We start from the raw sequence: 26,323 nt of genomic DNA, 5'->3' as shown, positions 1-26,323 counted from the left end.
CGAGTTTGCATGAAGACAGAAGCTTTCAGTGAGCTATTCCCTCTATTTAAGGGTGCTAACCCAGAAACCTTGGGAGGGCTGCTATCAAATGCCGTCAAGCATGAGTATCCCCCGGGCCGAGCTGTGGTGATGGAGGATTCTTGGGGCAACGCGATTTACTTTGTCGTGTCTGGCTGGGTAAAAGTCCGCCGCTTGTCAAACGATCGAGCTGTATCAATGGCTATTTTAGGACGGGGTGCCTTCTTCGGCGAAATGGCCATTCTGGACGAATCTCCCCGATCGAATGACGTACTTGCTCTATCGCCCGTGCGACTTCTGAGCGTCACAGCTCAGCGATTTATCCAAACCCTGTTTAAAGACCCGCAATTGCACCACCGGATGCTGCAACTGATGGTACGGCGACTCCGCCAAACCAATCTCCGCTATCAACTCCGAAACCGCCAGCCAGCGGTTAAACTAGCAAATACTTTAGTCGAGCTGGCAGAAAACTACGGTCAGAAAACTGCTGAGGGCAAAGATATCTTCAATATCCCTTATGAAGACTTAGCTGATGTCACAGATATCACCCTAGATGAAACCAGCAAAATTATGGAAAAACTCGATAGTAAAGGTTGGATCAAAATCGATCCAGACAACCAAACTATCCATTTGATCAACCTCAAGCACTTGATTAATTTGGCAAGTCAATGACTGATGTTACTTCTTTGGATACCTCGTCCGCTGCCGGCAACTGTCAGGGGCAACTAACAGCACCGACAATTCAATATTCGGTGGCGATGCCCAATCCTGAATCCCACCTTTTTGAAGTAACTTTGCGCGTGCAAGGTTGGTCGGAGCCGGTTCTGGATTTAAAAATGCCTGTCTGGACTCCCGGTTCTTACTTGGTTCGAGAGTACGCCCGCCACTTGCAAGATTTTAGCTCCCTGGCGGGCGATCGAGCTTTACCTTGGCGCAAAAAAAGCAAAAATCACTGGCAAATCGAGACCGATTCGGTGTCAGATATCACGGTTTTCTACCGCATTTTTGCCAACGAACTGACAGTGCGAACCAATCATTTAGACTCGACTCACGGTTATTTCAATCCGGCGGCTTTGTGCTTTTTCTTGCCCGGTTTTGAGCGCAACTGTTACACCGTGACAGTTGTGCCACCGCAGCCAGAATGGCGCACCGTTACAACTTTGCCGCCTGTTTCCGGTCAAAATTTTACTTTCGCTGCTGCGGATTTTGATACCCTTGTCGATAGTCCTTTTGAGATTGGCTGTCACGAAGTGTACGACTTTGAAGTGAGGGGAAAACCCCACCAGCTAGTTGTTTGGGGAAAAGGCAATTTAGAACCAGATCGCACGATTCGAGACATCCAAAAAGTGATCGAAGTCGAGGCAAAAATGTTCGGCGGTTTGCCTTACGAACGCTATGTGTTTTTCCTGCATTTGTCCGGCTCGGGTTTTGGCGGTTTGGAACACAAGGAGAGCTGCACTCTCAACTATCCGCGTTTTGGCTTTCGGGCTAAGGAAAAGTATGAACGTTTTATTCAGTTGGTAGCTCACGAGTTTTTTCACCTCTGGAATGTCAAGCGCATTCGACCGAAAGCTCTCGAAGTATTTGACTACGAAAAAGAAAATTATACTCCTTCTTTGTGGTTCTCCGAAGGCACTACCAGTTATTACGATTTGGTAATTCCTTTTCGATCGGGTCTCTACGGCGTGAAGGGTTTATTTCAAAATCTGGCTAAGGAAATCACTCGCTTGCAAATGACTCCGGGGCGGAGCGTGCAGCCTGTCAGCGAGTCGAGCTGGGATGCTTGGATTAAACTTTATCGCAGGGATGCTAATAGCGACAATTCGCAGATTTCCTATTATTTGAAAGGGGAAGTTGTTTCGTTTTTGCTCGATTTGTTGATTCGAGCCAGACACGGCAACGATCGCTCGCTCGACGATGTGATGCGTTTGATGTGGCAGCAGTTTGGCAATGCTAATTCGGCCCAAAACGGCGATTTTGACCTGAAGTCTCGAACAGACGGCAAAGCGGCGCATTTAACCTCAAACGGACACTTAAATTCTCCTTCGCTGCCAGCAGAAATAGGCTTTACTCCCGAAGATTTGCAAAGTGCGATCGAGTCCGTCGCCGGCATGGATTTGAGCGACTTTTTCGCGCGCTATATAGACGGTACAGAAGAGTTGCCTTACAACAAGTATCTGGAACCTTTCGGGCTGGAACTCACCGCAGGCGAAACTAGCGAAACACCTCGCATCGGTTGGACGTTGGGAACGGAAAACGGGCGGGAAATGGTTAAATTTGTCGAAGTAGGATCTCCGGCACAATTAGCCGGAATTGATGCTGGAGACGAGTTGCTGGCGATCGAAGGTTTTCGGGTAAATGCAGAACAAGCGGGCGAGAGGCTTAAAGATTATCAGCCGGGGGACACAATAGAGGTGACGGTTTTTCACCAAGACGAACTGCGGACTTGTCCTGTTACTCTCGCCCCGCCGCGCCCGACACGTTACTCGATCGTGCCTGTGGAACAGCCCACCGCTATTCAGAAACAAAACTTTACTGGATGGCTGGGAGTTCCTCTATCGAATTTGTGAGATAAAGGAAGGGGAACCGGAAAGAAAAGACAAGAAGAAATTAAGCTCAATTCTCAATTCCCAATTCCCAATTCCCAATTCCGCTAGCATTCTCCTGGTAAAATTGAATCGCCCGTCAATACTCAACTACCCCGTCAGTTTTTCGACCCCGAGTTAACAGTCAACAGTCAACAATAATTCCGGTTGCACCGGAATTAATATTACCAATTACCAATTTTGATTATGCAAACCCCACCTCCTCCATCAATTACGCCCCGCCAAATGAATCTGCTGAGAATTGTTGCTTCTATGGCCTGGGCGGACGGCGAACTCGCCACAGAAGAAGTTAATTTAATGCTCGATCGCTTTTGTCGTTTGTTTGCCCCAGATACCGACGGACAACAAATGCAACAAGAACTGCGGGATTACATCATGCAAAATATCCCCCTTGACGAGTTGATCGGTCAACTAGAAACTCAAGATGAAAAGGAATTAGTCTTGCAACTCGGCTATGAAGTGATTTCCTCTAGTTCTCGTACTCCCGACGAACCAAAAATTAACGCTGAAGAAGCCGCAGCTTATCAAAAATTAGTGCAGTTGCTGAATCTTTCAGAGGATGCGGTCAAGCGTATTGAAGCTGAATCATCGGCTGCAGATACTTCAGAGGGAATTGTCGAGAAAATGGCTCACAAATTAGAAAAATTCATCAAAGGCTAGTTCGGGACTTGCGTGCGCTTGGCTTAAAAACCCGGTTAATTCCTAGATTTCTCGTTACTAAACCTCGAATTATTCCTACAAACCGGGAATAAGCCCCCATGCCTAAGTCTTGTTAGGTAAGTATCGGAATAATAACTTTATGAGTGCAACTATTTACAACTAAATCAGAAGGGAAATAAACCGGATTGTGACTCCCAATATTGTAGGATATACTAACAAAAAAACACGGCAAAGTTAAGAATATTTTCATCGCCGAGAACGGTAACAGAATTTGCGTGAAGCGAAGCTATCCCGCTCTTAATCGCCCTTCCCGCGCGCTGCCTTACCCTGGGAGCATCTCAATGAAAGCAGCCCTCCGCTAGAAATAGGAGTTAGGAGTCAGGAGTCAGAAGCCAGGAGAAAAGAGTCAGAAGTCAGAAGTCAGGAGCCAGAATCAGTGTTTTTACAAATATGAGATGCTCCCCTTACCCTTAACGATAATTAGGGACTTAGGCAAAGCCTAAATCCCTAATTGAGCTACCGATTTTTTGCCATCACTGAAAGTGATATCGTTTTCGGTTGCATCAGAATAATAAAATCGAGTCAACAGTCAACAGTCAACAGTCAACAATCATTTCGCTCGTACAAGCACAATTTATATGAATCCAACCCGTCATTAGTGCGGTAACTTGCTGAGGGCGTGCCAAGTTCTATAGCCGACAATTCCATCTTGGGGTAAAGCCTTGTTAATTTGCAATTGTCGCACTGCTACATCTGTCATCGGCCCGAAGAATCCGTCAATGGAGCCGAAATAGTATCCATTGATTTTCAAGACATTCTGAACAATTTTAACAGGATTACCAGAACTGCCCTTCATGAGTACCGGCATATTCACAGGTGCACCAGAGTATAGTGCTTCCCAAGTGAGAGGGCCGACAATCCCATCTTCTTTTAAAAAGACGCGGTGTTGATAGCGTTTGACGGCGTTTTCAACTTCGATGCCGAAGATACCGTCAATCGGGCCAAAATAATAACCCCAATGATATAGAAGCTGTTGTACTTCCTTGACAGCTTGACCGGTGGAACCGCGCCGTACAGTGGGTTTGTTCAGTCCAGACGCTTCAGCAAATGCTATATTTGACTGAGAATTAGTATCGGCGACGAGAGCCATAGCTTCATTGTTGGGGTTTTTTTCTTCTGTATACACGATCGAAATCCTCTCTGTATTCGAGTGTTTGCATTTGATATTTCAGGTATAACTAATAGGTTTTGTGGTTGCACAGTCCCTTTTTATAGTGACACTTTTATGTGCTACCACATTTGAGTGTCACTCATTAGCTTGTCACTCATTTAACTTAAGTATAACTACTTAAATACAGGGGTTAAATTCTCGCAAAGCTGGAATTAAATACTCTGTCAAAGTAAAGGCATCTACTCCTAACTCCGTGGGTTCTTGAGCAGCCATAATTCCGGCTTGAGCGTGCCACCAAACTGCTGTGGTTACCACTAATTGTGGGGGTACTTGCGGGCGATTGCTGTTGCTAAGACACCCCCAATAGGCCTGTGAGAACGTCGCTCTAATGTTTTTCATCGCCGGGAAGGGGAACAGAATTTGCGCTCGCCCTTCCCATCAAAGCGAAATAGGACATAGCAATGCTATGTCCCTACCTACCGAGCGGGATTTTAAGCGTTATTAATGCGGTAACTTGCTCAGAGCGTGCCAAGTTTTCGGCCCGACAATTCCATCGGCTGGTAATAAACCCTTAGCCGTTTGGAATTGTATCACTGCTACTTTTGTCATTCGCCCGAAGAATCCGTCAACAAAACCCCTATAGTATCCATTCAATTTCAAGACATTCTGGACAATTTTCACAGCATTATCTGAACTACCTTCCATCAGAATCGGCATATTCACGGGTGCACCAGAGTATAGTGCTTGCCAGGTGAGAGGGCCGACAATCCCATCTTCACGTAAAAAGACGCGGTGTTGATAGCGTTTGACGGCGTTTTCAACTTCGATGTCGAAGATACCGTCAATCGGGCCAAAATAATAACCCCAATGATATAGAAGCTGTTGTAGTTCTTTGACAGCTTGACCTGTTGAACCCCTTTGTAAAGTGGGTTTGTTGATGGCAGTGGTTTCAGCAAATGCAAGACTTGATTGAGCAGTAGTATCGGCGACGAGAGCCGTAGTTTCATTGTTTAAGCTTCTTTCTTCGGTGTACATAATGTAGTTCCTCTCAATATTTAAGTTTTGGTCTTTGATATTTCAGGTATAACTGGTGGGATTTGTGAATGGACAGTCACTTTTTGGAGTGTCACTCATTTGAGTGTCACTCGTTTGAGTTACCCGTTGGTTTGTCGTAAGGAATGCAAGTTGTAATATCTTGATGAGGACTTCCGTTGTCAATACAAACGAAGGGGCTAGGTGCGCGGTGCACACCCTACAAAATGCCAAGGTGCGCGGTGCACACCTACCAAATACAAAGATGCGGGGTACGCGCCCTACCAACTCATGTTGATTGTTTACTTAGCAAACTCTCGCAAAGCTGCAATTAAATACTGTGTCAAAGTAAAGGCATCTACTCCTAATTCTGTCCGTTCTTTGGCAGCCATGATTCCGGCTTGAGCGTGCCACCAAGCTGCTGTTGCAGCGACTGATTGGGGGGGGGATTTGCGGGCGATCGCAGTTGCTAACAGTCCCCCTAACAAGCCGGTGAGAACGTCGCCGCTGCCGCCTCTGGCGAGGGCTGGGGTGCTTTCGGGATTGAGGTAGGTGATGGTACGTGAACCGTAGCTATCCCGTAGGGAATCGCCCTCATCTTTCCAACTTATGCACACTCTGGCTCCTTTGAGCAATACCGCTGCACCGCAAAGCTGAGCTGCTGCTTGAGTGGCGGCAATTCGATCGTCGCCGGTTTCGTCGGCTAATTCGGGAAATAAACGCTTGAATTCCCCCGGGTGAGGCGTGATAATTGTCAGTGCACAGCGTTCGGACAAAATCGGGACTGTGCCGAGTTGAGCGAGGATATTTAAACCGTCAGCATCTAACACCAGAGGTCGATCGCTCTCCAGTACAGATTCTACAGCTATTGCCGCTTCCAATGTCAGACCTGGCCCTGCGGCGATCGCATCATAGAGGCCCAAATCAATTGCTACTGGCAACTCGCTAATTGCACCGCTTTGGGTTTCGGGACATCCTATAACTAACGCCTCTGGCAACTGACTGCTCAACATCGGTTTAATCGACTCGGGAACGGCAATTGACAGCATTCCGACACCGCTGGCTCTTGCTCCCAATGCAGACAAAATTGCGGCTCCGCTGTAGCGGCGGGAACCTGCAATAATTAGTATGTGACCGTTGGTATATTTGTGCGAAATTGGCGATCGGGGTAACGGCAAATGCTGAGTTGCCGATGCTTTTGTAATGCGTTGTATTGCTGGCGTTTCGCCCAATATTGCTGCAATATCTGCTGCGGGAATATCAAAGTCTATTAATTCAGAACTCCCGATATATTCTAACGCTCTATCTTGCAGAAATGCCATTTTCCACAAACCCAAACATAATGTATGTTTTGCCCGAATTGCTGTCCCCAAAACTTCTCCGGTATCTGTATGAATTCCCGAGGGAATGTCTATACTTAAAATAGGTATATTTAAATTGTTTATTTCGTCAATAGCTGCGGCCGTAGCGTTGGTGATTTCTCGTTCTAATCCAAAGCCAAATAAACCATCTACGAGCAAATAGCAGTTTTTCAGCAGTTCAATTTTGTCAACAAATGGAATCTTTAAAGAACGCGCATAATCAGCGTGATTTTGTGTGAGTTCTTTGAGTTTAGAAAACGGGCAGTAAATAACTACTTGGAACCCTTGAAAGTGCAATTCGCGGGCAACAACCAAAGCATCGCCGCCGTTGTGTCCCGGCCCAACCAATACGCCGATAACTGGCAATTGAGAATTAACAAGATTTTTCCCTTCTTCCCTTTTCCTTCTGTCCGTTAAATCCCGTACACTGCTAGTTGCCGAACTTCCTTCCGCTTTCAAAAGCTGCTGAATGCGTCTAGCAATCAGGAGCGCGACTTTTTCCATTAAAGCTGCGACTGGCATTCCAGCAGCAAAGATTCTGGTTTCTATTTGCCGCATTTGGTCGGCGGTGACAACAAATTTTTGAATAGTCATATTAGTGCTAAAATTTCAGCTAACAGCAGCAGTGGCAAGTTGTAGTATCTTTGTGGTATAATAAATTAGCTCGATCGAACGAAGTAACAGTAAAATAGCAATTTCTCCCCAACCATGAACAAGATTGTTGTAGGCCTCTCCGGCGGGGTCGATAGTTCCGCAGCAGCCGCAATTTTACACCATCAGGGATATGAAGTGGTGGGTTTAACGCTGTGGTTGATGAAGGGCAAAGGTCAGTGCTGCTCTGAGGGAATGGTCGATGCCGCTAAAATTTGCGAAGATTTGGGCGTTCCCCACCACATTGTTGACAGCCGCGAGGTCTTTCAGGCAAGTATTATCGATTATTTGGTGGAGGGTTACAGTGCAGGAGTTACGCCTCTGCCTTGTTCGCAGTGCAATAAAACTGTGAAGTTCGGCCCGATGCTCAAGTATGCTCGCGAAGAACTCGGAATTGAAAAAATCGCTACAGGGCACTACGCTCGGATTAGTTACGATGCTGAGACGGGTCGCTATCAGTTGCTGCGGGCGATCGACCCTGCGAAAGATCAGTCTTATTTCCTGTACGATCTAACACAGGATTTGTTGGCGGGTACGGAATTTCCTTTGGGGGAAATTACCAAGACAGAAACTCGCAGAATTGCGGCGGAATTTGGCTTGAAAACTGCTGATAAGCCGGAAAGTCAGGATTTGTGCTTGGTGGAAAGTAACGGTTCGATGCGGGCTTTTCTGGATAAGTACATTGCGCCGCAAAAGGGTGACATTGTGGACAAGTCAGGGCGGGTGCTCGGACAGCACGACGGCGTGCACCACTACACCATCGGCCAGCGGAAGGGACTCGGAATTGCTGCACCGGAACCGCTGTACGTGATTGAACTCGATGCTGCTGGCAATCGGGTAGTTGTGGGCGATCGGCAGTTGGCAGTAGAATCTGAGTGTACAGTCGAGAAAGTGAATTGGGTTTCTGTGGCTGCGCCCACGGCTCCGATTCGGGCTCAGGTACAGATTCGCTATCGATCGCACCCCGTCCCGGCTACAATTATTCCTGTGGAGCCCTCCCAAGCAGAGGAAAAAGCTGGCGCTACAAGAGTTAAGTTGATTTTTGACGAACCGCAGTTGAGCATTACCCCCGGACAAGCGGCTGTTTGGTATGACGGAGACGTGCTGTTGGGTGGCGGCATCATCAAAAGAAACCAACTCCCAGGTTGATTTGACAACTCCCCTGCCTAAAGGCGAGGGGATTCTTGGTTCATAGGGACTACTCAGGTAGCTTGCCCTCCCCAAAATTCACTGCGATGTGCCCCACCGCTGTATATCCACGTTGCAAAACCACTTGCGCGGCTGCAACATCTCGATTCGTTTCATAGCCACACGTTTGACATTTATGCACCCTTTCAGACAGTTCCTTTTTACCTGTATGGGTTTGGCACTTGGGGCAGGTCTGGCTAGTACCATGAGCATCTACCTTGGCGAAGTACACACCTCGCTTAAAGCAGATATGACTCAAAATGTTGAGAAACTGCCCAAACCCCGCATCTAGGGTGTGCTTACACAGCATCCCGGCTGACATGGCTTTGAGATTCAAGTCCTCGGCAAAGACGGTCTCGGCTCCATCGCACAAATGATGAGCGGTCTTAAAGTGAAAGTCTTTCCGAGAATTCGAGATGTACTCGTGGTGTTTGGCAATTTGATGGTGAAGCTGACGAAATTTCCTAGAGCCTTTCTTCTTCCGTTTCAGTTGACGTTGCAGCGATTTCAGCTTGCGTTGTCCACCCACAAAGAATCGAGGTCTATCAATCAATTCACCATCAGACGTTGCCAAAAAATGTTCTAGCCCTAAATCAATCCCCAATCCATGCCCTGATGCCGAGACTTGAGGCACTTGGACATCACATTGTAAAGTGAGCATGGCCCAGTAGCCAGATGCCCGTTTCACAACGCGAATTTGCTTGACCTCAAAGCCTTCAGGAATTGGGCGCGATAGGTGCATTTTGACGCTTCCAATCTTGGGCAAGTTGACCCAATGGATGCCATTAAAGCGCTTAACAGATTCTAGATTCAATTGAGGAAACACAAATGAGCGCATCCGCTTTTTGAATCTAGGAAAGCCGTGTCCGCGATCCCACCTGGCCACAAACGCCGCCTCTAACTGGCGCAACACTTGCTGCAAGACATGGGTGTGAGGGAGCTTCAATTCGGGGATTGACTTCTTTGCCAATGCCAGTGTTTTGCATTGGCCCGCAAAGGTTGGACGCGCTGCATCGGCAGGGATGATGTATTCCTGTTTGATGCTGCACGAGTTGATATCACACTTGCGAGAATTGATCCAATCCTTCCGTTCCCGCAGGGCAAAGTTATAGACCTTGCGACAGATGTTCAGCCACAGGTCGAATGTTTCGCGTTGCGCGTTGGTGGGAATGAGCTTGTACTCGTAGGTTAGATTCAACATATAACCATTATACAGCGACTCTGAATAAATAGGAGGTTGTTTATTCAGACTCCTCACTGAAGACATCTTCATTGAAAGTCCCCCTAGAAGGGGGAGGCTTGTACCCATTTCTCTGGTCAGGGGCAGGCGTGCCCACCCCACAAGAAACCTCCCACAAAAAAATTCACTCTGTGTGGAACAGGCATCTTGCCTGTTCCCAGAAGCCCACAAGAAAATTCACTCTGTGTGGAACAGGCATCTTGCCTGTTCCCAGAAGTCCACAAGAAACTTCCCACAAGAAAATTCACTCTTCGCTTCACAGGCATCTTGCCTGTTCCAAAAGGAAACTTATATTTCATTTCACAGGGGTACATTTACCTAGCTAACTTTTTTTCCAAACGCAAGATATTTCCCCTAGCATTAGTACGGTAAACCCAAGTTTGCCTACCATCAGAAACCACAACCCGCCAGCCTTCGACAATCATTTGACCGCAAATTTCATCCGCTTTCGCGAGTCCTAAACAAGTATTCGGCCAACTTTGTCCGCTCGATTCAGTTACTTTCAACTTGTCAGCAGCAATGCCAGTCGAGTCCGACAACTCTCGGCGAACTGCTGCTGCTACGGTTGCGGGCACTTGATTCGGGGGATTTTGGCGCGTAGCCTCGGCCAAATTGCCCGGTTCGGAAATTAGAGTATTGAGTGCCAATACCGAATAGCTGATTTTTTGGGGCACTGCGGCTGAGGAAAATAGCTGCGCGGTTTGCTGCTGTTGCCTTTCCAACTGGGCAAAGGAATATTTGAGAGCGCCCGCGTTAGCCGCAGCGGTGTGTCTTAGCGCCGGATACATTTCCCATACCAGAATTCCTGTTAGCAGCGAAGCCAAGATTATAGGATTGGGCTGCTTTTGGTCTCGGTTTTTATTGTTTTGAGAGTTATTTTTGGAGATTCTTTTCATCATACGCCCTCTGCCTCACTTTACACAATGCGCGATCGCTCCTGAACACTCAACAGCAGATACTTATTTAGACACTATTGCTGGTGCTATTGGTTCCGTTGTCCAGAACCGACTTGACTGCTGGTTGCTGGTGCGGCGCAAGTATTTCCTACTTGCTGCGGGCAGTTGTGTTTCAGGAAACTGGCACTACCCAGTTATTACTTAATTTTTACTTTTTGTCTCAGGGTATTAAGAAAAATTTATGCTTAAGTAAATATTCTTAAAAGCCTCTAATCCGGCCCCCGAATCTCAGTACAAATTACTATTCTTCGTTCCAAAACTGCTAAACGTGTTTTAGACTGTGGGAGGCGAGCTAAGCCAAGGATATCACAGGGATGCCGCAAAATTTGTTGCAACAGGACGAAAACGCACTAGAAATTAAATTATCTATCGCTGATTAATTATATTAGCATTGTGGTTTTCTAGAGCGATCGTCCCCGAAAATACTTTAGTAGCAAACGCTACTTTTTTTGTTGAATATTTTTGAAATCGCTCGATTATGAACAGAAAATCCCTGGGAATCCATTTAATGAATCGGCTGAGCTATCCTAAAAAATTTACCCCGATCGGTTTTCTATTTGCAATACCGTTAACCTTGGTTATGTACCTGCTGATTTCCAAACTTAACAGCAGGGTTGATTTTTCCCAAAAAGAAATCTACGGTAATCAATACCTGCGCCCGCTGCGCCAGTTGAGGGAATACATACCGCAACTGCAACTGTTAAATTCTCAGGGTTTAAATCCTAATTTAATAACATCAGAATCACCAACCGATTTAAAAGCAAAGATAGACAAGAACTTTCAATCCCTGGCTAATACAGATCGCCAGCTTGGAAACATATTAATGTCCAGTGATAAATTTAATAAAATTTATCAAGATTGGCAAAATTTCAAACTTCACCGCAGCCAGTGGAGTTTAGAAACTTACGATTTTGTATATCAACGTTTAGCTGCCGACATTAATAGACTAAGCGCTCGCGTCGGCGATACTTCTCATCTAATTTTAGAGCCAGATATAGATACCTATTATTTGATGGATGCGATTTTACTGAAGCTTCCATAAATGCAAAAAATCTTGTCAGAAATTAGGCTAATTGCTCAAAAAAACAGCTTCCGCTCCGATGCCACACCTGAATAAAGAGCGAAACTGATTACTTTAGCGGGCAAATTGAGAGAACTCAATCAGGATTTAGCAATCAATATGGAGGTAGGATCTAACAATAATCCTCACGGCAATCTGCGACAGAAATTAAGCGAGGATTTGACCAAATTTAACTCCGTAGCAGAGCAGCTAACTGGGCAACTAGATAAACTGATTAATCCCACAGCCTTAGTGGAAGATTATGCCTATCTTGATGAAAGCGATTGAGTCCTGGATTCGAGTTTTGAACTCGGGGACGCAACTCTCAATAAATTAGAATTTTTCTGGCAAAAACCATTGATATTTATGTTACCAAAAAAGACATTATTTCTATTCTTGTGTTAATAAATTTAGCCGTATTTATTTATGTATTTGTATATTTTTACCGGGCTGTTATGCAAACTGTATGTATCCTTGACGAATCTGCAAAAAAAATGGCAACTGGCAATCTAGACCACAAAATTCTTTTGGATAACAGAGATGAACTGGGGCAAGTTGTGGGTGCGTTTAACAAAATTGCCGATGCCTTAGTTGGTGGAAATCAAGAAATTACTGTTCTCAACGATCGCCTCAAAGCTGAAAATATGCGAATGAGCGCCGAACTAGACGTTACTCGCAAGATCCAGCAGATGCTGCTCCCAAAAGACCTGGAACTCAATGAAGTTGTGGGATTAGATATTGCGGGATTTATGGAGGCTGCTGAGGAAGTAGGCGGCGACTATTACGACGTACTCCAGCACAAAGGTAGAGTAAAAATTGGCATGGGCGATGTGACGGGACACGGATTGGATAGCGGCATTTTAATGATTATGGTGCAAACGGCAGTACGAACTTTGCTCGCCTACAACGAACCCGATCCAGTAAGATTTTTAACTGCTATTAACAGTGTAATTTATGATAACGTGCAGCGGATGAAATGCGAAAAAAATGCTGGCCTTGCCTTGCTAGACTATCAGCAGGAAATGCTGAAGTTGAGCGGCCAGCACGAAGAAATGATTGTCGTGCGGTCTAACGGTGGTGTAGAGCGGTTTGATACGATCGATTTGGGTTTCCCGATCGGGCTGGATGCAGATAAGCTGTCGCGCATTTAAATTGTAGATTCAGGGCGGGCTCATAGGCCCACCCCACAAGACCGGGAATTGTTTTTAACAGACAATTTAAATGTTGAACAGCTTATTGCTGAATTTGTTGCTGAAAAAATTGTGCAGTTGCATTCAGGAGATGTGGTAGTGCTGTACACTGACGGGATTACGGAAGCTAAAAATATGGATAAACTGTTTTATGTTTTAGAGCGGTTAAATGAGGTAATAGAGATTAATTGGCAGAGTTCGGCTGCCGAAATCAGGCAGGCTGTAATTAAGGACGTGCGATTCCCTACGGGATAGCTACGCTTCACGCACATCGGCGAACAAAAAGTTTTTGATGACATCACATTGCTGGTACTCAAACCAAAATAACTACTTGAATATCCCTTCTAAAGTTTAAAATATATTCAGCGATCCCCCTCCTCTCAAACTTTAGCTCTCACATCGGTATGACTCAGATTTTCGGCGATTTCATCGAGCAGCCCGCTAGCCAAGAATACTTAATAATTGGATTTTCTCCGAGTTCGGTTCCTCTCAAGCAGCGGTGGCGGAACAACGGTTTGTCGGCGGATTTTCTGGCTGACTACCTGACGACTTTTTTTCCGGGCAACCAAGATGATCCCTCGACAATTGAAAGACAAGCTGAAATAAAAAGCGCTGTTAGCTACATTGCCAACGAGTTATTGGAAAATGCCATGAAGTTTAATGATGAAACCTCGGAGTACCCGATCGATATTAAACTGCAATTAGAGAGCGACGGAGTGATTTTCTCAGTTGCTAACAGCATCTCTCCCCAAGCTGTGGACAAGTTTCAGGCTGATATTCAGCAGTTGCTGGCCTCGGAGCCAAGCGAACTTTACATTGAGCGGTTGGAAAAAAATGCTGCTGACGACAACTGTACCAATTCTGGATTGGGTTTGTTGACCATGCTCACCGATTATAGAGCCAAACTTGGCTGGAAATTCCAGACCGTGCACAAAGACCCGGAAGTAATTGCGGTGACAACTATGGTGCAATTAACAGTATAAGCAACGCTGGCGATCGATAATATCTAAGGGACTTTTTTTTGTGGCTATGGAAATTAATACAGAAGATTACCAGATCTGTTACGATCCAGCAACGGCAACCGTGAGTTTTATTGGCTCTCTAAGGCTGAGCGGGCCTGCGGAGTACGCGCCGATAGTGCAGTTGCTGACGAAAGTTGCCGACGTGGAACCGACGAAAATTACCCTGAATTTGCAGCAGTTAGAATTTTTGAACAGTTCTGGCATCAATATGCTATCGAAGTTTATTATCGAGATCCGCAAAACAGCCAGGGTGCAAATGGCGGTACAAGGCTCTCAAAGCATAGCTTGGCACGGTAAATCTTTGAAGAATTTCCAGCGCCTGATGCCTGATTTGCAGTTGCAATTTCTATAGAAACACGATTACTTTTAGGGTGCGATCTGTTGAGCAATTTTTTGTTAGTCGAGGCGCAAATTCTCGAGTTATGCTGGAAGAACAACCATCTAGAGAACAGCTACTTTTAGAGATAGAAAGATTGCGCCAGCAAGTGGAAGACTTGAAGGAGGAAAAAGCGGATCTGGAAATCTTGCTGGAAACTACTGCTGAACATTCCGATACGGTTGAAACTGAGTTGCGCTCTCGCGCATTCGAGGCGGTGCGCGAAGGCGAAATCAAGCTGGCTCAATTTCTCGAAGCGATTCCCATAGGTGTGCTCGTGCTGGATTCTCAAGGCAGACCTGACTACGTAAATCACGCCGGACAGCAGTTACTCGGTCAAGGAGTTTTGCCCTTAAATGCACTTGAGGATTTATCAGAAAGTTATCAAATTTATATCGCGGGAACGGAGACTATTTACCCTTTCGAGAATTTGCCGATCGTCCGAGCTTTGAGGGGGGAAAACGCGACGGCTGAGGATCTGGAAATTCATCGACCCGACAAGAAAATTCCCCTTGAGATTTGGGGAACGCCAATTTTTGACGAGGGTCGCAAAGTTGCTTTTGCGATCGCAGTTTTTCAAGATGTCACAGAACGCAAACAAGCTGAAGCTGAGCGCCATCTAAATTTGAAAAAATCCCTGGATGCCGAATCAGACTTAACTGATGCCTACGGGCGATTTGTGCCACATCAATTTCTACATTTGTTGGGATATGAAAGTATTATAGATGTCAACTTAGGCGACCAAGTACAGCAGGAAATGTCGGTGCTCTTTGCGGATATTCGCGACTTCACGACGCTTTCCGAAACTATGACTCCACAAGAAAATTTTAAATTTATCAATGCTTACCTTTCGCGTATGGAGCCTGCAATTACTCGCAATAACGGGTTTATTGACAAATACATCGGCGATGCAATTATGGCTTTGTTTAGCGACTATGCAGATGATGCAGTGAAAGCGGGTATTGCGATGCTAAATATCCTGAATGATTACAACGAACACCGTCAAAGAGTCGGCTACATCCCGATTCAAATTGGGATTGGCATCAATTCGGGTTCTTTGATGCTGGGAACAGTTGGGGGTCAAAGCCGAATGGACAGCACTGTGATTAGCGATGCTGTTAATTTGGCATCTCGCATTGAAGGATTGACCAAAGATTACTGCGTACCTCTGTTAATTTCTCAGCAGACTTTGGAACGGTTGCGAAATCCGGCAGATTATGCTATTCGGATTGTGGATAAAGTACAGGTAAAAGGAAAATCTAAATATGTCGTAGTCTATGAGGTATTTGATGCCGATCCGCCGGAAATTTTGTCGGCAAAGCTAGCAAATTTGTCTGTATATAATGAAGCTATGTTACTGTGCGATCGCAAGGAATTCCGAGAAGCGGGAAAATTGTTTGAGGAATGTTTGCGGACAAATCCCAGCGATCGGGTAGCTCGCATTTACCTGAAACGCTGTCGGGATTGGCGATCGCTCCTTAAAGGAATTTAAAGCAAGTTAGTCGATTTGAGATTTGAGATTTGAGATTTGAGATTTACTCCACAGATGAATCGGGGATATTGAACAAGAGTCTAAAATTTTGAGCTGCTGACGACTTCTGTCGGAAAGCAAGTATCCGTTTTTGGGAAGAGTCATCAATCATGACTCATATCAAATCCGGTTACATCAGAATAATATAACAGTCGCCCAGGCTGTGAGGACAGATACTAGAGATAGTCCCTCGTCTTGATAGTGTTCAATCTCCTCATAACCAAACCCTACATTTATGAGCTACATCACAAAGTAATTTAAGGCCACAGAGCTTTCTGGGATGAAGAAAACAGAGGCTTGTCCCGTGTTTAAAATCATCCACAACACGATCGACAATCGAGCTTTTAGGCACAACCCAGAGACTTTCAAGAAAAGCCGAATCGTCTCCGGTACGATACTGGTTTTTAAGGTGAAGCGTTTATATTTTCAAGCCACTACAACTAAAATATATCTTGAGAGTGATGACTGACCTCTGGAATCTGTCAAAGGTGTAAAATATAAACAGCTTTATACCTGTTACTTCTGAGGCTTCTCAAAATAGAACGGCTGAGGGCGGAACAAGCAGCGATCGGTAATTTGGTGGGAGAACGGCGGCCAGGGGTGAACCTGTCTCAGCAAAAGTGGGCGGATGAATTAGGGATGACCTTTCCCACGATTAATCGTTGGGAAAATGAAAACGCTACGCCTTCTGGCTTGCCACTCAAGCAAATTTACATCTTGCTGGATGAGTTAGGTAATTTGCCAGATGCAACGCTTCGCGAAAGCAGTAAGGCGCTGCGAGCAAGATATTTTTCGGATAAGGAGTACAAAGGGTGAGTTTAGAGGGAATAAACAGCATTTTCAGAGATATTCGACTACTTCCCTATGGTGTGGCGACCCTCTCCGTGGCTCTGGCACTGGCGCTAACCAGATCGCTGTTACCGTGGCTCTACCCAACCACGACGCCGCTGTTTTTCATCGCGGTAATAGTGAGTTCCTGGTATGGCAGTTTCGGGGCTGGGTTACTGGCAACAATGTTATCCACGCTGGCAATCAACTATTTTTTTATTGAGCCGTTCAATTCCTTACAGATAGTTAATGTAGAGACAATTGTTCGGCTGGGTACGTTTTCGATCGCGGCAGGATTCATCGCTTCACTCAATCTATCGTGGCGCACGGCTCTAAAAAACGCGAAAGCAGCCTTGCAAACTTTACAGGAGGCAATGGAACTAGAACAAAAGGCGCAGGGCGAAACCGCACAAGCTGCGGCGACGGAGGCAAAAGAACATCTAGAAACGGTACTTTCTAGCATCAACGATGGGTTTTACATCCTCGATCGCGATTGGCGCTACACCTATGCCAACGATCGCTACTGTGAAATGGTTGGAAAGCAGCGGTCAGCGATTCTGGGTCAGAATATTTGGGAGCTATTTCCGGCGACAGTTGACACCGATGCTTACGTGCAGTTTCATCGGGCAATGCGCGCACAAACGCCGCTCCAGTTTGATTATCTCTACTCGCCTTGGAATGGTTGGCATGACTGTCGAATTTACCCTTCGCCCAGTGGACTGACCGTTTTGCTTGCTGACATTACCGATCGCAAACAGGCGGAACTCCTCCTAATCGAGCAGAAACGACTGCTGGAGCCGATCGCCTTAGGGCAGCCGCTAGACTACTGTCTGGCAGCCGTGTGTGACTCAGTATCCAGGCTGAATCCGGGTACCCGCGCCTGCTTCCTGCTAGCCGACACTCAGCGGCTGACGTTTCAGAGATCCATTACTCCAGACTTTCCACCGTCTTTTGGTGCAGGACTCAAGGATGCTCCGATTAACGATTTGTGCATTGGAACCTCCGGCTCAGCAGTATATTGCGGTCAGTCCGTGACCTGCGCCGACATTGCCAACGACGATCGCTGGTCGCAAGCATGGCGAAATTTATGCGTGGCTCACGGCATTCTAGCGTGTCATTCTCAGCCCGTGCTCAGACAGGACTATCTAGCTCTGGGGTCGCTGATGCTGTGCTTTAGCGAGGCGCGGAGGCCGACGGATTGGGAATATCAACTCGCGGTGTTCGGCACCCAACTTGCCAGCATCGCCTTCGAGCGCGATCGATCGCGCTCGAAGGCGATGCGCGAGAGCGAAGAACAGCTTCGGCTGGCTTCCGAAGGCGGCAATTTGGGTTTGTGGCATTGGGATAGGGAAACTGACACGCTGAGTTTTACGGACATAGCCAAAGCGATGTTTGGTTTACCCCTCAATACCGAAATGTCGGTGGAGGTGTTTTTAGAAGCGGTGCATCACGACGATCGCCCATTCGTTCACACCGCGATCGCCGAGCTAAAAGCGAATCAACCGCCTGCTGAAATTGAGTATCGGACGCTGTGGGCCGATGGCACCGTTCGCTGGATTTTGGCAAAGGGCAATTGCGCCTACAACGCTGATGGCGTCATAATTTCGACGCGCGGCGTATTCATCGACATCAGCGATCGCAAACAAGCCGAAGAAGCGTTGCGTCAAAGCGAAGAGCAGAGTCGGAAAATTCTGGAGAGCATTGATGATGGATTCTTTGCCCTGGATGAGAATTGGCGTTTCACTTACGTGAATCGGTCAGCGGAAATTCTGCTAGACCGCACTGCCAGCGATCTGATTGGGAAGAATGTGTGGGCAGAATTCCCAGGACTCGATGGCAGCGAGTTTGAGCGGGTTTATCGCCGCGTGGCAAACGAGCGCGTGGCTTTGTCAGTCACGGCGTTTTATCCGGATCGCGATCGGTGGTATGACGTTCGCACCTACCCGGCCGCGAACGGGATTACCATTTTTTTCCGAAATGTCACCGATCGCAAACAGGCCGAGGAGGTATTGCAACAACGAGAAGCAGAGCTCCGTTTAGTTACCAATGCCGTGCCTGCCTTGATTTCCTTTGTAGACTCAGACCAGCGCTACCGCTTCAACAATCGAGCATATGAAGAATGGTTTGGACATCCGGCAGCCCAAATCTATGGCAAGCACCTCCAAGAAGTTTTAGGCGAAACTGGCTATGAAGGGATTCGTCCTTATGTTGAGCAAGTCTTGGCAGGACAGGAAGTGACCTTTGAAAGCCAAATTTCCTACAAAGATGGTGGAACCCGCGAGATCGATGCGACCTATGTTCCCCGCTTCAACAGCCAGGGAAAAGTTGAAGGGTTTGTAACACTGGTCAACGATATCACCGATCGCAAACAAGCCGAAGCCACACTGCGGGAGAGTGAGGCACGGTTCCGGCTGATGGCAGATGCCGCCCCTGTGCTGATTTGGATGGCCCGCACCGATAAACTCTGTTATTACTTCAACGTCCCGTGGCTAAACTTTACCGGACGGACGATCGAGCAAGAAAGGGGCAATGGTTGGACAGAAGGAGTCCACCCCGACGACCTCGATCGGTGTTTAGACACCTATGTGACTGCCTTTGATGCCCGTCAACCGTTCAAGATGGAATATCGCTTGAAACGCTGTGATGGCATATACCGTTGGATTATGGATGAAGGTGTTCCTCGGTACGGATTGGAAGGTCAGTTCTTGGGCTACATCGGTTCCTGTGTTGATATTGAAGACCACAAACAAGCTGAGGAAGCCCTGCGCGAGAGTGAATCCCGCCTCCGCCTGATCTTTGAAAGCGCCAAAGATTATGCCATCTTCACCATCGACCTTAACGGCATCATTGCCAGTTGGAACTCAGGGGCCCAACGGCTGTTGGGCTATACCGAGACAGAAGCAATTGGTTGCCCGAGTCGGACGATCTTCACACCCGAAGATAACGAACAAGGACAAGCCGAGTACGAGATGCAAAGCGCTCTAACGCAAGGACGGGCAGAAGACGAACGCTGGCACGTCCGCAAAGATGGGAATCGCTTTTGGGCCAGTGGATTGATGATGCCCCTGCTTAATGAAGCCGATTGTCCGCAGGGATTTGTCAAAATCATGCAGGACAAGACCGCACAACGGCAAGCAAGTGAGCGACTGCAATTGCTGTATGAAACTACCCGCGATCTCTTGAATACAGAACACCCTCTGGCTTTGATGCACGGGCTATTCCGCAAACTTGCAGTGCAACTCGATCTGCACTCTTACTACAACTTCATGGTGGAAGAAAAAGACAACCGCCGGATGCTGCATTTGAGAAACTATGATGGCATCTCACAAGAAAGGGCGCAGGCGATCGCATGGATCGAATTAGGTGAATATCTCTGCGGACTGGTTGCCCAAACGCAGCAGCAACTTGTCTTGAATCAAGCCGAACTCTCCACTCATCCCAATGCTAAAGCCCTCTGTGAACTGGGCATCACGGCTTACGCGGGTCAACCGTTAATCGCTCAAGGGCAGTTATTAGGAACGCTCTCATTTGCCAGCCTGACTCGGACGCACTTTACGGCTGCAGAAATCGATCTGCTGCGATCGACCTGCGACCAGATCGCGATCGCTCTGGAACGGGCAAACCTAAACGCTTCACTCCAGCAGCAAGCGGAACAGCTAAGACAGGCAAGTCGGATCAAGGATGAGTTTTTAGCGGTACTATCCCATGAATTGCGATCGCCCCTCAATCCCATCTTGGGGTGGTCAAAGCTTTTGCAAACTGGCAAGCTGGATGCTGCGAAAACCGCACAGGCGTTAGCGACGATCGAACGCAATGCCAAGCTGCAAACTGAACTGATTGAAGATTTGCTCGATGTCTCGAAAATTCTCCAAGGCAAGCTCAGTCTTAATATTCGTGCAGTCGATTTAGCTTTAACTGTGGAATCGGCGATCGAAACTGTCAATTTGGCTGCTGTTGCCAAATCCATTGAGATTCGGACTGTGTTAGATCCTCAGATCGGACAAATTTTGGGGGATGCGGGCCGTTTGCAGCAAGTTGTCTGGAATCTGGTTTCCAATGCGGTCAAATTCACTTCGGCCGGGGGGCGCGTTGAGGTGAATTTGACTCGTGTTGGCGATCGCGCTCAAATTACGGTGGCGGATACAGGGATTGGCATCGCACCGGAGTTTTTACCCTACGTGTTTGACTACTTCCGGCAAAAAGATGGCGCTACAACCCGCAAGTTTGGTGGCTTGGGATTGGGGCTGGCGATCGTGCGGCATCTAGTGGAACTTCACGGCGGTACCGTGGCGGCAGAGAGCCAGGGTGAAGGGCTAGGAGCTACCTTTACTGTAAGGCTGCCCCTATCACCGAAGGTAAAGGGACAAGAAAACTCTCTTGCAGGATTTTCGGAACGATCGACTGCGGATGAACCGTTATCCGGGATGCGGATACTGGTGGTAGATGATGAACCGGATATGCGAGAGTTGATTTGCTTTTTGCTAGAAGATGCTGGTGCAGTGGTAGTGACTGTTGCTGTCGCTTCAGAAGCCCTCACAGCGTTGACTAATTTCCAGCCAGATGTCCTGTTGAGCGACATTGGAATGCCGGGGATGGATGGCTATATGCTGTTGCGGCAAGTGAGAGGCCTGCCGCCAGAACGGGGTGGGCTGATTCCCGCGATCGCCCTGACTGCCTATGCAGGCGAGTTTAATCACAAGCAAGCTTTGCAAGCTGGATTTCAGCGACATCTGGCAAAGCCGATCGAACCGGATGAATTAATTAAGACGATCGCCGCACTTCGCAAGCAAGAACAGTCATGGCCCAGCAAGCTCTAAGGATCGATCCGATCGAGTTCAAGCCGATCGAACATCACCAAGCTTTTAAGTTGCTCTGGCTAGGCAGCGATATTTGTATTGCAGGAGAATCTAGCAATAAATCCGGTTTCTAGTCTAACAGTGCGTAAGTCCTGATAATATAATCACTAATTTGGAGTGTCAAAAAAAGACGATGATCATCAACAAGCAGCAGTCTAGAATATCTATAAAACCTTCAGTGATTAAAGCGATAGCTCTGTTCTTTCTGTGCTGCTTGTTAACTGCAAGTTGCGGACAGGGATCGCGTCGCTCGGTAAATGCGAGCGGCGAAAATACTAATAACCGCGTTACTATTGGCACAACTTTGAAATTGCGGACGATCGACCCTGCGGACGCTTACGAAACCATATCAGGACAATTGCTACGCAATTTGGGCGACACTCTCTACACCTACGAGTCTGGAACTACAAAGTTAATCCCCGACTTAGCGACAGCAATGCCAACAGTTAGCAAAGACGGATTGACATATACAATTCCCTTGCGTCAAGGCGTTATTTTTCACGACGACACACCGTTTAACGCCGCAGCAATGGAATTTTCCTTGCAGCGGTTTATCAAAAATGGCGGCAGTCCGGCTTTGTTGTTGAGCGATGCAGTAGAATCGGTGAAAGCGACGGGCGAATACGAATTAACTTTTCAACTCAAAAAGCCTTTTGCTGCTTTTCCTTCCCTGTTGACATTTTCGGGTATGTGTGCCGTTTCTCCGAAAGCTTACGAGATTGGGCAGGGTAAATTTAAACCCGATACCTTTGTGGGAACTGGACGTTACAAGTTGGCGAAGTACGGCAGCGATTCTCTCAAGTTTGACGTGTTTGACAAGTATTGGGGGGAAAAGCCGGTCAATCAAGGAATTGACATTTTGCTGCTTTCTAGTTCGTCAAATTTGTTCAATACTTTTCAGACTGGTGCGATCGATGTGGCTTATTTGTCTCTGGATGCAGATCAAGTTCGCAGCTTGGATGGGGGAGCAAAAAAAGGGAAATGGCAGGAAATCGCGGGGGAAAGCAGTACGGTTAATTACATGACGCTGAATATCAAGTCTAAACCGCTGGATAAGTTAGAAGTGAGACAAGCGATCGCAGCAGTGATGGATCGCCCGCTGATTAACGATCGCGTACTGCAGAGACAAGCACAACCGCTTTACAGTCTGATTCCCACAACCTTGGACGTTCAAAAACCGGTTTTCAAAGAACTTTACGGCGACGCCAACACCGCAAAAGCCAAGGAACTTTTAACGAAAGCTGGATACTCGGCCACAAATCCTTTTGTTCTGCCAATTTGGTATGCTTCGGCTTCCAGAAAAAGAGCTTTAGTCGCGAGTACGATCGAGGCGCAAACTAAACTTAAAATGGACGGGATAATGCAGGTAGAAATTAACAGCGTTGAATCTCCGACTTTGTTTCAAAACATAGAGAAGGGCATTTATCCAGCGGTTTTAGTGGATTGGTCTGCCGACTTTTTTGACGCTGACAATTACATTCAGCCGTTTTTAGATTGTGCCACAGGTTCGGAAGCTGGGGGCTGCTCCAAGGGTGCAAGTCAAAGTCAGGGTTCGTTTTATTATAGCGATCGGGTAAATCAACTGATCGACAAGCAGCGCAAAGAAACAAACCCTCAAACCCGCAAAGCCATATTTGCCGAAATTCAAGACATACTGGGTCAAGATGTACCTTTCATTCCTCTTTGGCAGGATAAGGACTATACATTTGCTCAGAACACAATCACGGGCGTTCGTCTAGAACCGACGCAATCTTTTCCTTTTTGGTTCCTGAAAAAGCAATAATTCTTTACAATAATTTCTCGGAGTTGAAACGTCAATAATTATTGCATATTTTGTGCACAACAGGGTGACGATTGTCACAGTTTATCAAAGAGACCGATCACCCAACCCTCTTTAATAATGTGGGATATTATTAAGAGAGAGATATTGGTGAGGGTGAGTATATGAAACTTGGAATTTTAACAACAACAGGGCTGCTGATTGCGATCGGTTGTGCCTCTGGAGTAAAGGCAGAAAACGTATCACACGTCAAGCAATTATTAGAAACTCAAAAATGTAGCCAATGCGACTTGACAGGAGCGCAGCTTGCTGGTATTGATTTGACTGGGGCAGATTTGAGCGGTGCGAATCTGAGCGGTGCAAATTTGAACGGTGCAAATTTGAACGAAGCCAAACTGAATCAAGCAAATCTGAAACAAGCTAAATTGCAAGGTGCGAGTTTAATTGCGGCTAAAATGCACGGGGCTAATTTGGAGGGTGCTGATTTGAGCCGCGCTAATCTGAGTTTGGCGGGTTTAGTGATTGCGAGTTTGAAAAATACCAACCTCACCAGCGCTAATTTAATCGGCGCTAATTTAGAAAGCGCCAATTTGGCTGGTGCAAACCTGAGAAATGCTCGCCAGTCTATAGCGAATTTATCTAATGTCAGCCTCAGAGGTGGCAGTTTGTCGGGAGTAGACGTACAGGGAGTCAACTTGCGGGATGCAAATTTGACCAATGCAAATTTGAACGGTGCAAATTTGAACGGTTCGGACTTGACAGGTGCTAATTTAAAGAATGCCAATATGGCAAATGTAGATTTGAAAAACGCTTCTTTGCCGTAGGACGATCGCCACTTGCTATATCAAATTCTGCTGATTAACGAACTTAATATAATAAGTTAGGGGCAATTATGAAATTGCCCCTAAAGTTTTAATTGTAGGATTTATCTTGTTTCCGGTCGCTGCGTAGGTCAATCGATTTTAGATTTTAGATTTTAGATTTTAGATTTTAGAGGCGACCCCACGGATAAATTCGGGGGTTCCTTTATCGGATACAGGTTTTTTATTTCTGGACGGATGAATCCGGGGGCTTGTATCCTGGAAGCTTGATTGTCATTGTTCGGTGTGCGAAGCTTTTCCCTGGCGTCTGCGATCGATTGCGCGATTTTAGATTTTAGATTTTAGATTTTAGATTTTAGATTTTAGATTTTAGAGGCGACCCCACGGATAAATTCGGGGGTTCCTTTATCGGATACAGGTTTTTTATTTCTGGACGGATGAATCCGGGGGCTTGTATCCTGGAAGCTTGATTGTCATTGTTCGGTGTGCGAAGCTTTTCCCTGGCGTCTGCGATTGCTTCATATTTGGGGATTTAGGATCAATCTTCCTCGTGAGCATCTTGAGCGAAGCGGATAATGTCATCATCGCCGAGGTATTCACCATTTTGGATTTCAATCATCACCAGGGGAATAACGCCTGGATTTTCTACGCGGTGAGCAGTATTCATGGGAACGTAGGTTGACTGTTTCTGCATGAGAATCGTCTCTTTGTCGTCGCAGATAACTTTAGCGGTACCGGAGACGACAACCCAGTGTTCGCTGCGGTGATAGTGCATTTGGGTGCTGATGTGATGCCCCGGCTTGACTTCAATGCGATTGATCTTATAACGATCGCCCGCGTCTATGACTGTAACTTTGCCCCAGTAGCGGGTTTGTGTGCGATCGTCAGTTTTTTCGATTGTGTCCACTGTTTCCACCATCCTGTTTATCTCGCCAACGGTGTCTGTAAAAATATCTGTAGCTCAAAGTATAGCAGGGATAGGGTAAGTGCGATCGATTTAAACATTACTCAATTAGCCGCCACTCGCGAGCATCAACAAATTGCGACAAATGCCCCACATTTGTCGTGGCAATTACCACCTGATTGCCTTTACTTGCCTCCAATATTGCTTGAGCCGCCAAAATCACATCCCCGTCAAGTGCATTGGCTTCTGCAGTTGGTCTTCCTCTCATTCTCGCTTGCGCCCACAACTGAGCGGCTAAAAGCATTACTTCTGTAGTCAAAGGACGGTAGGGAAGTTGCGATTTAAGTTCATCAAGCCGTTGAATACCTGCTAATTTACCGGCGCGGATCGACTCCCGTCGCACTTCGTAGTCAGCAATTTCAGGGAGCATTACAATGTAACCTTTCTGTGGCAAAGATTGCAGCCAAAGTTTGCCCTCTTGATATAAAGGAGAGGTGGCTTTGGGATTGGTAACAATTCCTAACGGCCCAGAATCTAACAACACTATTCTGCTCATGGAATGCTCTTATATATGCACGGGGTTTTCTTCTAGTGCCTTGCGGAGAACTTCAGCGGTTTCTGTTTGCTCCTGTTCATCTCCATCGTCAACCCAAGACTGTAGCAATTTGCTCAGAGCTTCGTGCTGCTGTACGGGATCGATGGTCTTAATTTCGTCTGTAGCTTTTATCGAAGTATCGGGGGTTCCTGGCTTCATTGTTACTGTGGAGCGAAATAGCCGAATCATCTGAAGTAAGTTTGGCCAATATTCTCTCGGAGTTTGCTGAATCTCCCGCAAAAAATCTACAATTTCTTCACCTATGCGAGTTTCTGGCGCTGAAGTTGCTGTCGCTTGGCTTTCGTTGATTAAAGCTTGCTCAGGCATAATCACTTTTCTCCTTTCTCAGATTTATATGAAGTTTGATTGATTTACGAAAAGGGGATGGGGGCGGGTCGAGCAATATCCTGGACGTGAATTAGAGATGCAGGCGTGAACCCCTACTCATATTATAAACAAAGGGCGGGCTATGGCCCG

At 46.7% G+C, this 26,323-nt stretch carries 24 protein-coding genes and 2 pseudogenes; 17 read left to right on the top strand and 9 right to left on the bottom strand.

Annotated features, from left to right (window positions below; genetic code table 11):
• The first annotated feature begins 9 nt into the window (after nucleotides 1–9).
• The 3 genes from OSC7112_RS22960 (at nucleotide 10) to OSC7112_RS22950 (ending at nucleotide 3,284) form a co-directional block, all read left to right on the top strand.
• The gene (locus OSC7112_RS22960) at nucleotides 10–690 is read left to right on the top strand and encodes a Crp/Fnr family transcriptional regulator (RefSeq protein ID WP_015178147.1); all 681 of its coding nucleotides are present in this window, start codon (nucleotides 10–12) and stop codon (nucleotides 688–690) included.
• Nucleotides 687–2,588: a M61 family metallopeptidase gene (locus OSC7112_RS22955; RefSeq protein WP_015178146.1), complete on the top strand. Its 1,902-nt coding sequence runs from the start codon at nucleotides 687–689 to the stop codon at nucleotides 2,586–2,588. The genes OSC7112_RS22960 and OSC7112_RS22955 overlap by 4 nt, the downstream gene beginning before the upstream one ends.
• 222 nt (nucleotides 2,589–2,810) lie before the next feature.
• Entirely contained in the window at nucleotides 2,811–3,284 is a 474-nt protein-coding gene (locus OSC7112_RS22950; RefSeq protein WP_015178145.1) for a tellurite resistance TerB family protein, read from the top strand.
• A gap of 655 nt (nucleotides 3,285–3,939) precedes the next feature.
• Here the strand turns inward: OSC7112_RS22950 and OSC7112_RS22945 are convergent.
• The 4 genes from OSC7112_RS22945 to OSC7112_RS22930 all read right to left on the bottom strand — a co-directional run bounded on the left by OSC7112_RS22945 (nucleotide 3,940) and on the right by OSC7112_RS22930 (nucleotide 7,442).
• Nucleotides 3,940–4,470 carry a peptidoglycan-binding domain-containing protein gene (locus OSC7112_RS22945; RefSeq protein ID WP_015178144.1) on the bottom strand — a complete coding sequence of 177 codons (531 nt, stop codon included), beginning with the start codon at nucleotides 4,468–4,470 and terminating at the stop codon, nucleotides 3,940–3,942.
• 162 nt (nucleotides 4,471–4,632) lie between these two features.
• A complete protein-coding gene (locus OSC7112_RS22940) occupies nucleotides 4,633–4,770 on the bottom strand; it encodes a hypothetical protein (RefSeq protein ID WP_223300672.1) in 138 nt (45 codons plus the stop codon).
• A gap of 186 nt (nucleotides 4,771–4,956) precedes the next feature.
• Nucleotides 4,957–5,490: a peptidoglycan-binding domain-containing protein gene (locus tag OSC7112_RS22935; protein WP_015178142.1), complete on the bottom strand. Its 534-nt coding sequence runs from the start codon at nucleotides 5,488–5,490 to the stop codon at nucleotides 4,957–4,959.
• A 299-nt stretch (nucleotides 5,491–5,789) separates the two neighbouring features.
• A complete protein-coding gene (locus OSC7112_RS22930) occupies nucleotides 5,790–7,442 on the bottom strand; it encodes a bifunctional ADP-dependent NAD(P)H-hydrate dehydratase/NAD(P)H-hydrate epimerase (RefSeq protein WP_015178141.1) in 1,653 nt (550 codons plus the stop codon).
• A 114-nt stretch (nucleotides 7,443–7,556) separates the two neighbouring features.
• On the opposite strand from OSC7112_RS22930, the gene mnmA reads away from it, so the two are divergent.
• Complete coding sequence (gene mnmA / locus OSC7112_RS22925) at nucleotides 7,557–8,648, top strand: tRNA 2-thiouridine(34) synthase MnmA (protein ID WP_015178140.1); 1,092 nt, start codon at nucleotides 7,557–7,559, stop codon at nucleotides 8,646–8,648.
• A gap of 49 nt (nucleotides 8,649–8,697) precedes the next feature.
• Here the strand turns inward: mnmA and OSC7112_RS22920 are convergent, their stop codons facing one another.
• Nucleotides 8,698–9,888, bottom strand: coding sequence for an RNA-guided endonuclease InsQ/TnpB family protein (locus OSC7112_RS22920; RefSeq protein WP_041622695.1), 1,191 nt, complete (start codon nucleotides 9,886–9,888; stop codon nucleotides 8,698–8,700).
• Between the two features lie 353 nt (nucleotides 9,889–10,241).
• The gene (locus OSC7112_RS22915) at nucleotides 10,242–10,826 is read right to left on the bottom strand and encodes a DUF8738 domain-containing protein (protein ID WP_015178138.1); all 585 of its coding nucleotides are present in this window, start codon (nucleotides 10,824–10,826) and stop codon (nucleotides 10,242–10,244) included.
• Nucleotides 10,827–11,361: 535 nt separating this feature from the next.
• On the opposite strand from OSC7112_RS22915, the gene OSC7112_RS22910 reads away from it, so the two are divergent.
• From OSC7112_RS22910 to OSC7112_RS22855, 13 genes and pseudogenes are all read left to right on the top strand, one after another.
• Nucleotides 11,362–11,925 carry a hypothetical protein gene (locus tag OSC7112_RS22910; RefSeq protein WP_015178137.1) on the top strand — a complete coding sequence of 188 codons (564 nt, stop codon included), beginning with the start codon at nucleotides 11,362–11,364 and terminating at the stop codon, nucleotides 11,923–11,925.
• A 138-nt stretch (nucleotides 11,926–12,063) separates the two neighbouring features.
• The gene (locus OSC7112_RS40095; protein WP_190274256.1) at nucleotides 12,064–12,231 is read left to right on the top strand and encodes a hypothetical protein; all 168 of its coding nucleotides are present in this window, start codon (nucleotides 12,064–12,066) and stop codon (nucleotides 12,229–12,231) included.
• A 167-nt stretch (nucleotides 12,232–12,398) separates the two neighbouring features.
• Nucleotides 12,399–12,524: pseudogene (locus tag OSC7112_RS42445) on the top strand (HAMP domain-containing protein); the annotation flags it as partial.
• 6 nt (nucleotides 12,525–12,530) lie between these two features.
• A pseudogene (locus OSC7112_RS22900) lies at nucleotides 12,531–13,460 on the top strand (PP2C family protein-serine/threonine phosphatase); the annotation flags it as partial.
• Nucleotides 13,461–13,537: 77 nt separating this feature from the next.
• A complete protein-coding gene (locus tag OSC7112_RS22890) occupies nucleotides 13,538–14,116 on the top strand; it encodes a slr1658 family protein (RefSeq protein WP_015178135.1) in 579 nt (192 codons plus the stop codon).
• Nucleotides 14,117–14,162: 46 nt separating this feature from the next.
• Nucleotides 14,163–14,507: a slr1659 superfamily regulator gene (locus OSC7112_RS22885; RefSeq protein WP_015178134.1), complete on the top strand. Its 345-nt coding sequence runs from the start codon at nucleotides 14,163–14,165 to the stop codon at nucleotides 14,505–14,507.
• A 70-nt stretch (nucleotides 14,508–14,577) separates the two neighbouring features.
• Nucleotides 14,578–16,023, top strand: a complete 1,446-nt coding sequence (locus tag OSC7112_RS22880; protein ID WP_015178133.1) for an adenylate/guanylate cyclase domain-containing protein — start codon at nucleotides 14,578–14,580, stop codon at nucleotides 16,021–16,023.
• Between the two features lie 319 nt (nucleotides 16,024–16,342).
• On the top strand, nucleotides 16,343–16,531 hold the full coding sequence (locus OSC7112_RS22875) for a hypothetical protein (protein ID WP_041622692.1): 189 nt from the start codon (nucleotides 16,343–16,345) through the stop codon (nucleotides 16,529–16,531).
• Nucleotides 16,532–16,641: 110 nt separating this feature from the next.
• Nucleotides 16,642–16,878, top strand: a complete 237-nt coding sequence (locus OSC7112_RS22870) for a helix-turn-helix domain-containing protein (protein ID WP_223300671.1) — start codon at nucleotides 16,642–16,644, stop codon at nucleotides 16,876–16,878.
• Nucleotides 16,875–21,707 (top strand): hybrid sensor histidine kinase/response regulator, encoded by a 4,833-nt coding sequence (locus tag OSC7112_RS22865; protein ID WP_015178132.1) that lies wholly within the window; start codon nucleotides 16,875–16,877, stop codon nucleotides 21,705–21,707. Before OSC7112_RS22870 ends, OSC7112_RS22865 begins: the two co-directional genes overlap by 4 nt.
• Entirely contained in the window at nucleotides 21,689–21,820 is a 132-nt protein-coding gene (locus tag OSC7112_RS41920; RefSeq protein ID WP_015178131.1) for a hypothetical protein, read from the top strand. The genes OSC7112_RS22865 and OSC7112_RS41920 overlap by 19 nt, the downstream gene beginning before the upstream one ends.
• Nucleotides 21,821–21,879: 59 nt before the next feature.
• The gene (locus tag OSC7112_RS22860; RefSeq protein ID WP_015178130.1) at nucleotides 21,880–23,529 is read left to right on the top strand and encodes an ABC transporter substrate-binding protein; all 1,650 of its coding nucleotides are present in this window, start codon (nucleotides 21,880–21,882) and stop codon (nucleotides 23,527–23,529) included.
• A gap of 161 nt (nucleotides 23,530–23,690) precedes the next feature.
• Nucleotides 23,691–24,350 (top strand): pentapeptide repeat-containing protein, encoded by a 660-nt coding sequence (locus tag OSC7112_RS22855; protein WP_015178129.1) that lies wholly within the window; start codon nucleotides 23,691–23,693, stop codon nucleotides 24,348–24,350.
• Between the two features lie 535 nt (nucleotides 24,351–24,885).
• Here the strand turns inward: OSC7112_RS22855 and OSC7112_RS22850 are convergent.
• From OSC7112_RS22850 to OSC7112_RS22840, 3 genes are all read right to left on the bottom strand, one after another.
• A complete protein-coding gene (locus OSC7112_RS22850; protein WP_015178128.1) occupies nucleotides 24,886–25,266 on the bottom strand; it encodes a cupin domain-containing protein in 381 nt (126 codons plus the stop codon).
• Nucleotides 25,267–25,351: 85 nt separating this feature from the next.
• A complete protein-coding gene (locus OSC7112_RS22845; protein ID WP_015178127.1) occupies nucleotides 25,352–25,807 on the bottom strand; it encodes a PIN domain-containing protein in 456 nt (151 codons plus the stop codon).
• 9 nt (nucleotides 25,808–25,816) lie between these two features.
• Nucleotides 25,817–26,173: a hypothetical protein gene (locus OSC7112_RS22840; RefSeq protein ID WP_015178126.1), complete on the bottom strand. Its 357-nt coding sequence runs from the start codon at nucleotides 26,171–26,173 to the stop codon at nucleotides 25,817–25,819.
• Nucleotides 26,174–26,323: the final 150 nt, after the last annotated feature.

The organism is Oscillatoria nigro-viridis PCC 7112 (assembly GCF_000317475.1).
In the GTDB taxonomy this organism is placed as follows: domain Bacteria; phylum Cyanobacteriota; class Cyanobacteriia; order Cyanobacteriales; family Microcoleaceae; genus Microcoleus; species Microcoleus nigroviridis.
Note: the sequence above shows the minus strand (reverse complement) of the source record. Positions and strands in the feature narration are given on the sequence as shown.

Excerpts from the sequence above, each read along its gene's own strand:
- OSC7112_RS22960 (WP_015178147.1), top strand. The coding sequence starts at position 10 with ATGAAGACAGAAGCTTTCAGTGAGCTATTCCCTCTATTTAAGGGTGCT.
- OSC7112_RS22955 (WP_015178146.1), top strand. The coding sequence starts at position 687 with ATGACTGATGTTACTTCTTTGGATACCTCGTCCGCTGCCGGCAACTGT.
- OSC7112_RS22950 (WP_015178145.1), top strand. The coding sequence starts at position 2,811 with ATGCAAACCCCACCTCCTCCATCAATTACGCCCCGCCAAATGAATCTG.
- OSC7112_RS22935 (WP_015178142.1), bottom strand. The coding sequence starts at position 5,490 with ATGTACACCGAAGAAAGAAGCTTAAACAATGAAACTACGGCTCTCGTC.
- OSC7112_RS22930 (WP_015178141.1), bottom strand. The coding sequence starts at position 7,442 with ATGACTATTCAAAAATTTGTTGTCACCGCCGACCAAATGCGGCAAATA.
- mnmA (WP_015178140.1), top strand. The coding sequence starts at position 7,557 with ATGAACAAGATTGTTGTAGGCCTCTCCGGCGGGGTCGATAGTTCCGCA.
- OSC7112_RS22920 (WP_041622695.1), bottom strand. The coding sequence starts at position 9,888 with ATGTTGAATCTAACCTACGAGTACAAGCTCATTCCCACCAACGCGCAA.
- OSC7112_RS22915 (WP_015178138.1), bottom strand. The coding sequence starts at position 10,826 with ATGATGAAAAGAATCTCCAAAAATAACTCTCAAAACAATAAAAACCGA.
- OSC7112_RS22910 (WP_015178137.1), top strand. The coding sequence starts at position 11,362 with ATGAACAGAAAATCCCTGGGAATCCATTTAATGAATCGGCTGAGCTAT.
- OSC7112_RS40095 (WP_190274256.1), top strand. The coding sequence starts at position 12,064 with ATGGAGGTAGGATCTAACAATAATCCTCACGGCAATCTGCGACAGAAA.
- OSC7112_RS22890 (WP_015178135.1), top strand. The coding sequence starts at position 13,538 with ATGACTCAGATTTTCGGCGATTTCATCGAGCAGCCCGCTAGCCAAGAA.
- OSC7112_RS22885 (WP_015178134.1), top strand. The coding sequence starts at position 14,163 with ATGGAAATTAATACAGAAGATTACCAGATCTGTTACGATCCAGCAACG.
- OSC7112_RS22880 (WP_015178133.1), top strand. The coding sequence starts at position 14,578 with ATGCTGGAAGAACAACCATCTAGAGAACAGCTACTTTTAGAGATAGAA.
- OSC7112_RS22875 (WP_041622692.1), top strand. The coding sequence starts at position 16,343 with ATGAAGAAAACAGAGGCTTGTCCCGTGTTTAAAATCATCCACAACACG.
- OSC7112_RS41920 (WP_015178131.1), top strand. The coding sequence starts at position 21,689 with ATGGCCCAGCAAGCTCTAAGGATCGATCCGATCGAGTTCAAGCCGATC.
- OSC7112_RS22860 (WP_015178130.1), top strand. The coding sequence starts at position 21,880 with ATGATCATCAACAAGCAGCAGTCTAGAATATCTATAAAACCTTCAGTG.
- OSC7112_RS22855 (WP_015178129.1), top strand. The coding sequence starts at position 23,691 with ATGAAACTTGGAATTTTAACAACAACAGGGCTGCTGATTGCGATCGGT.
- OSC7112_RS22850 (WP_015178128.1), bottom strand. The coding sequence starts at position 25,266 with ATGGTGGAAACAGTGGACACAATCGAAAAAACTGACGATCGCACACAA.
- OSC7112_RS22845 (WP_015178127.1), bottom strand. The coding sequence starts at position 25,807 with ATGAGCAGAATAGTGTTGTTAGATTCTGGGCCGTTAGGAATTGTTACC.
- OSC7112_RS22840 (WP_015178126.1), bottom strand. The coding sequence starts at position 26,173 with ATGCCTGAGCAAGCTTTAATCAACGAAAGCCAAGCGACAGCAACTTCA.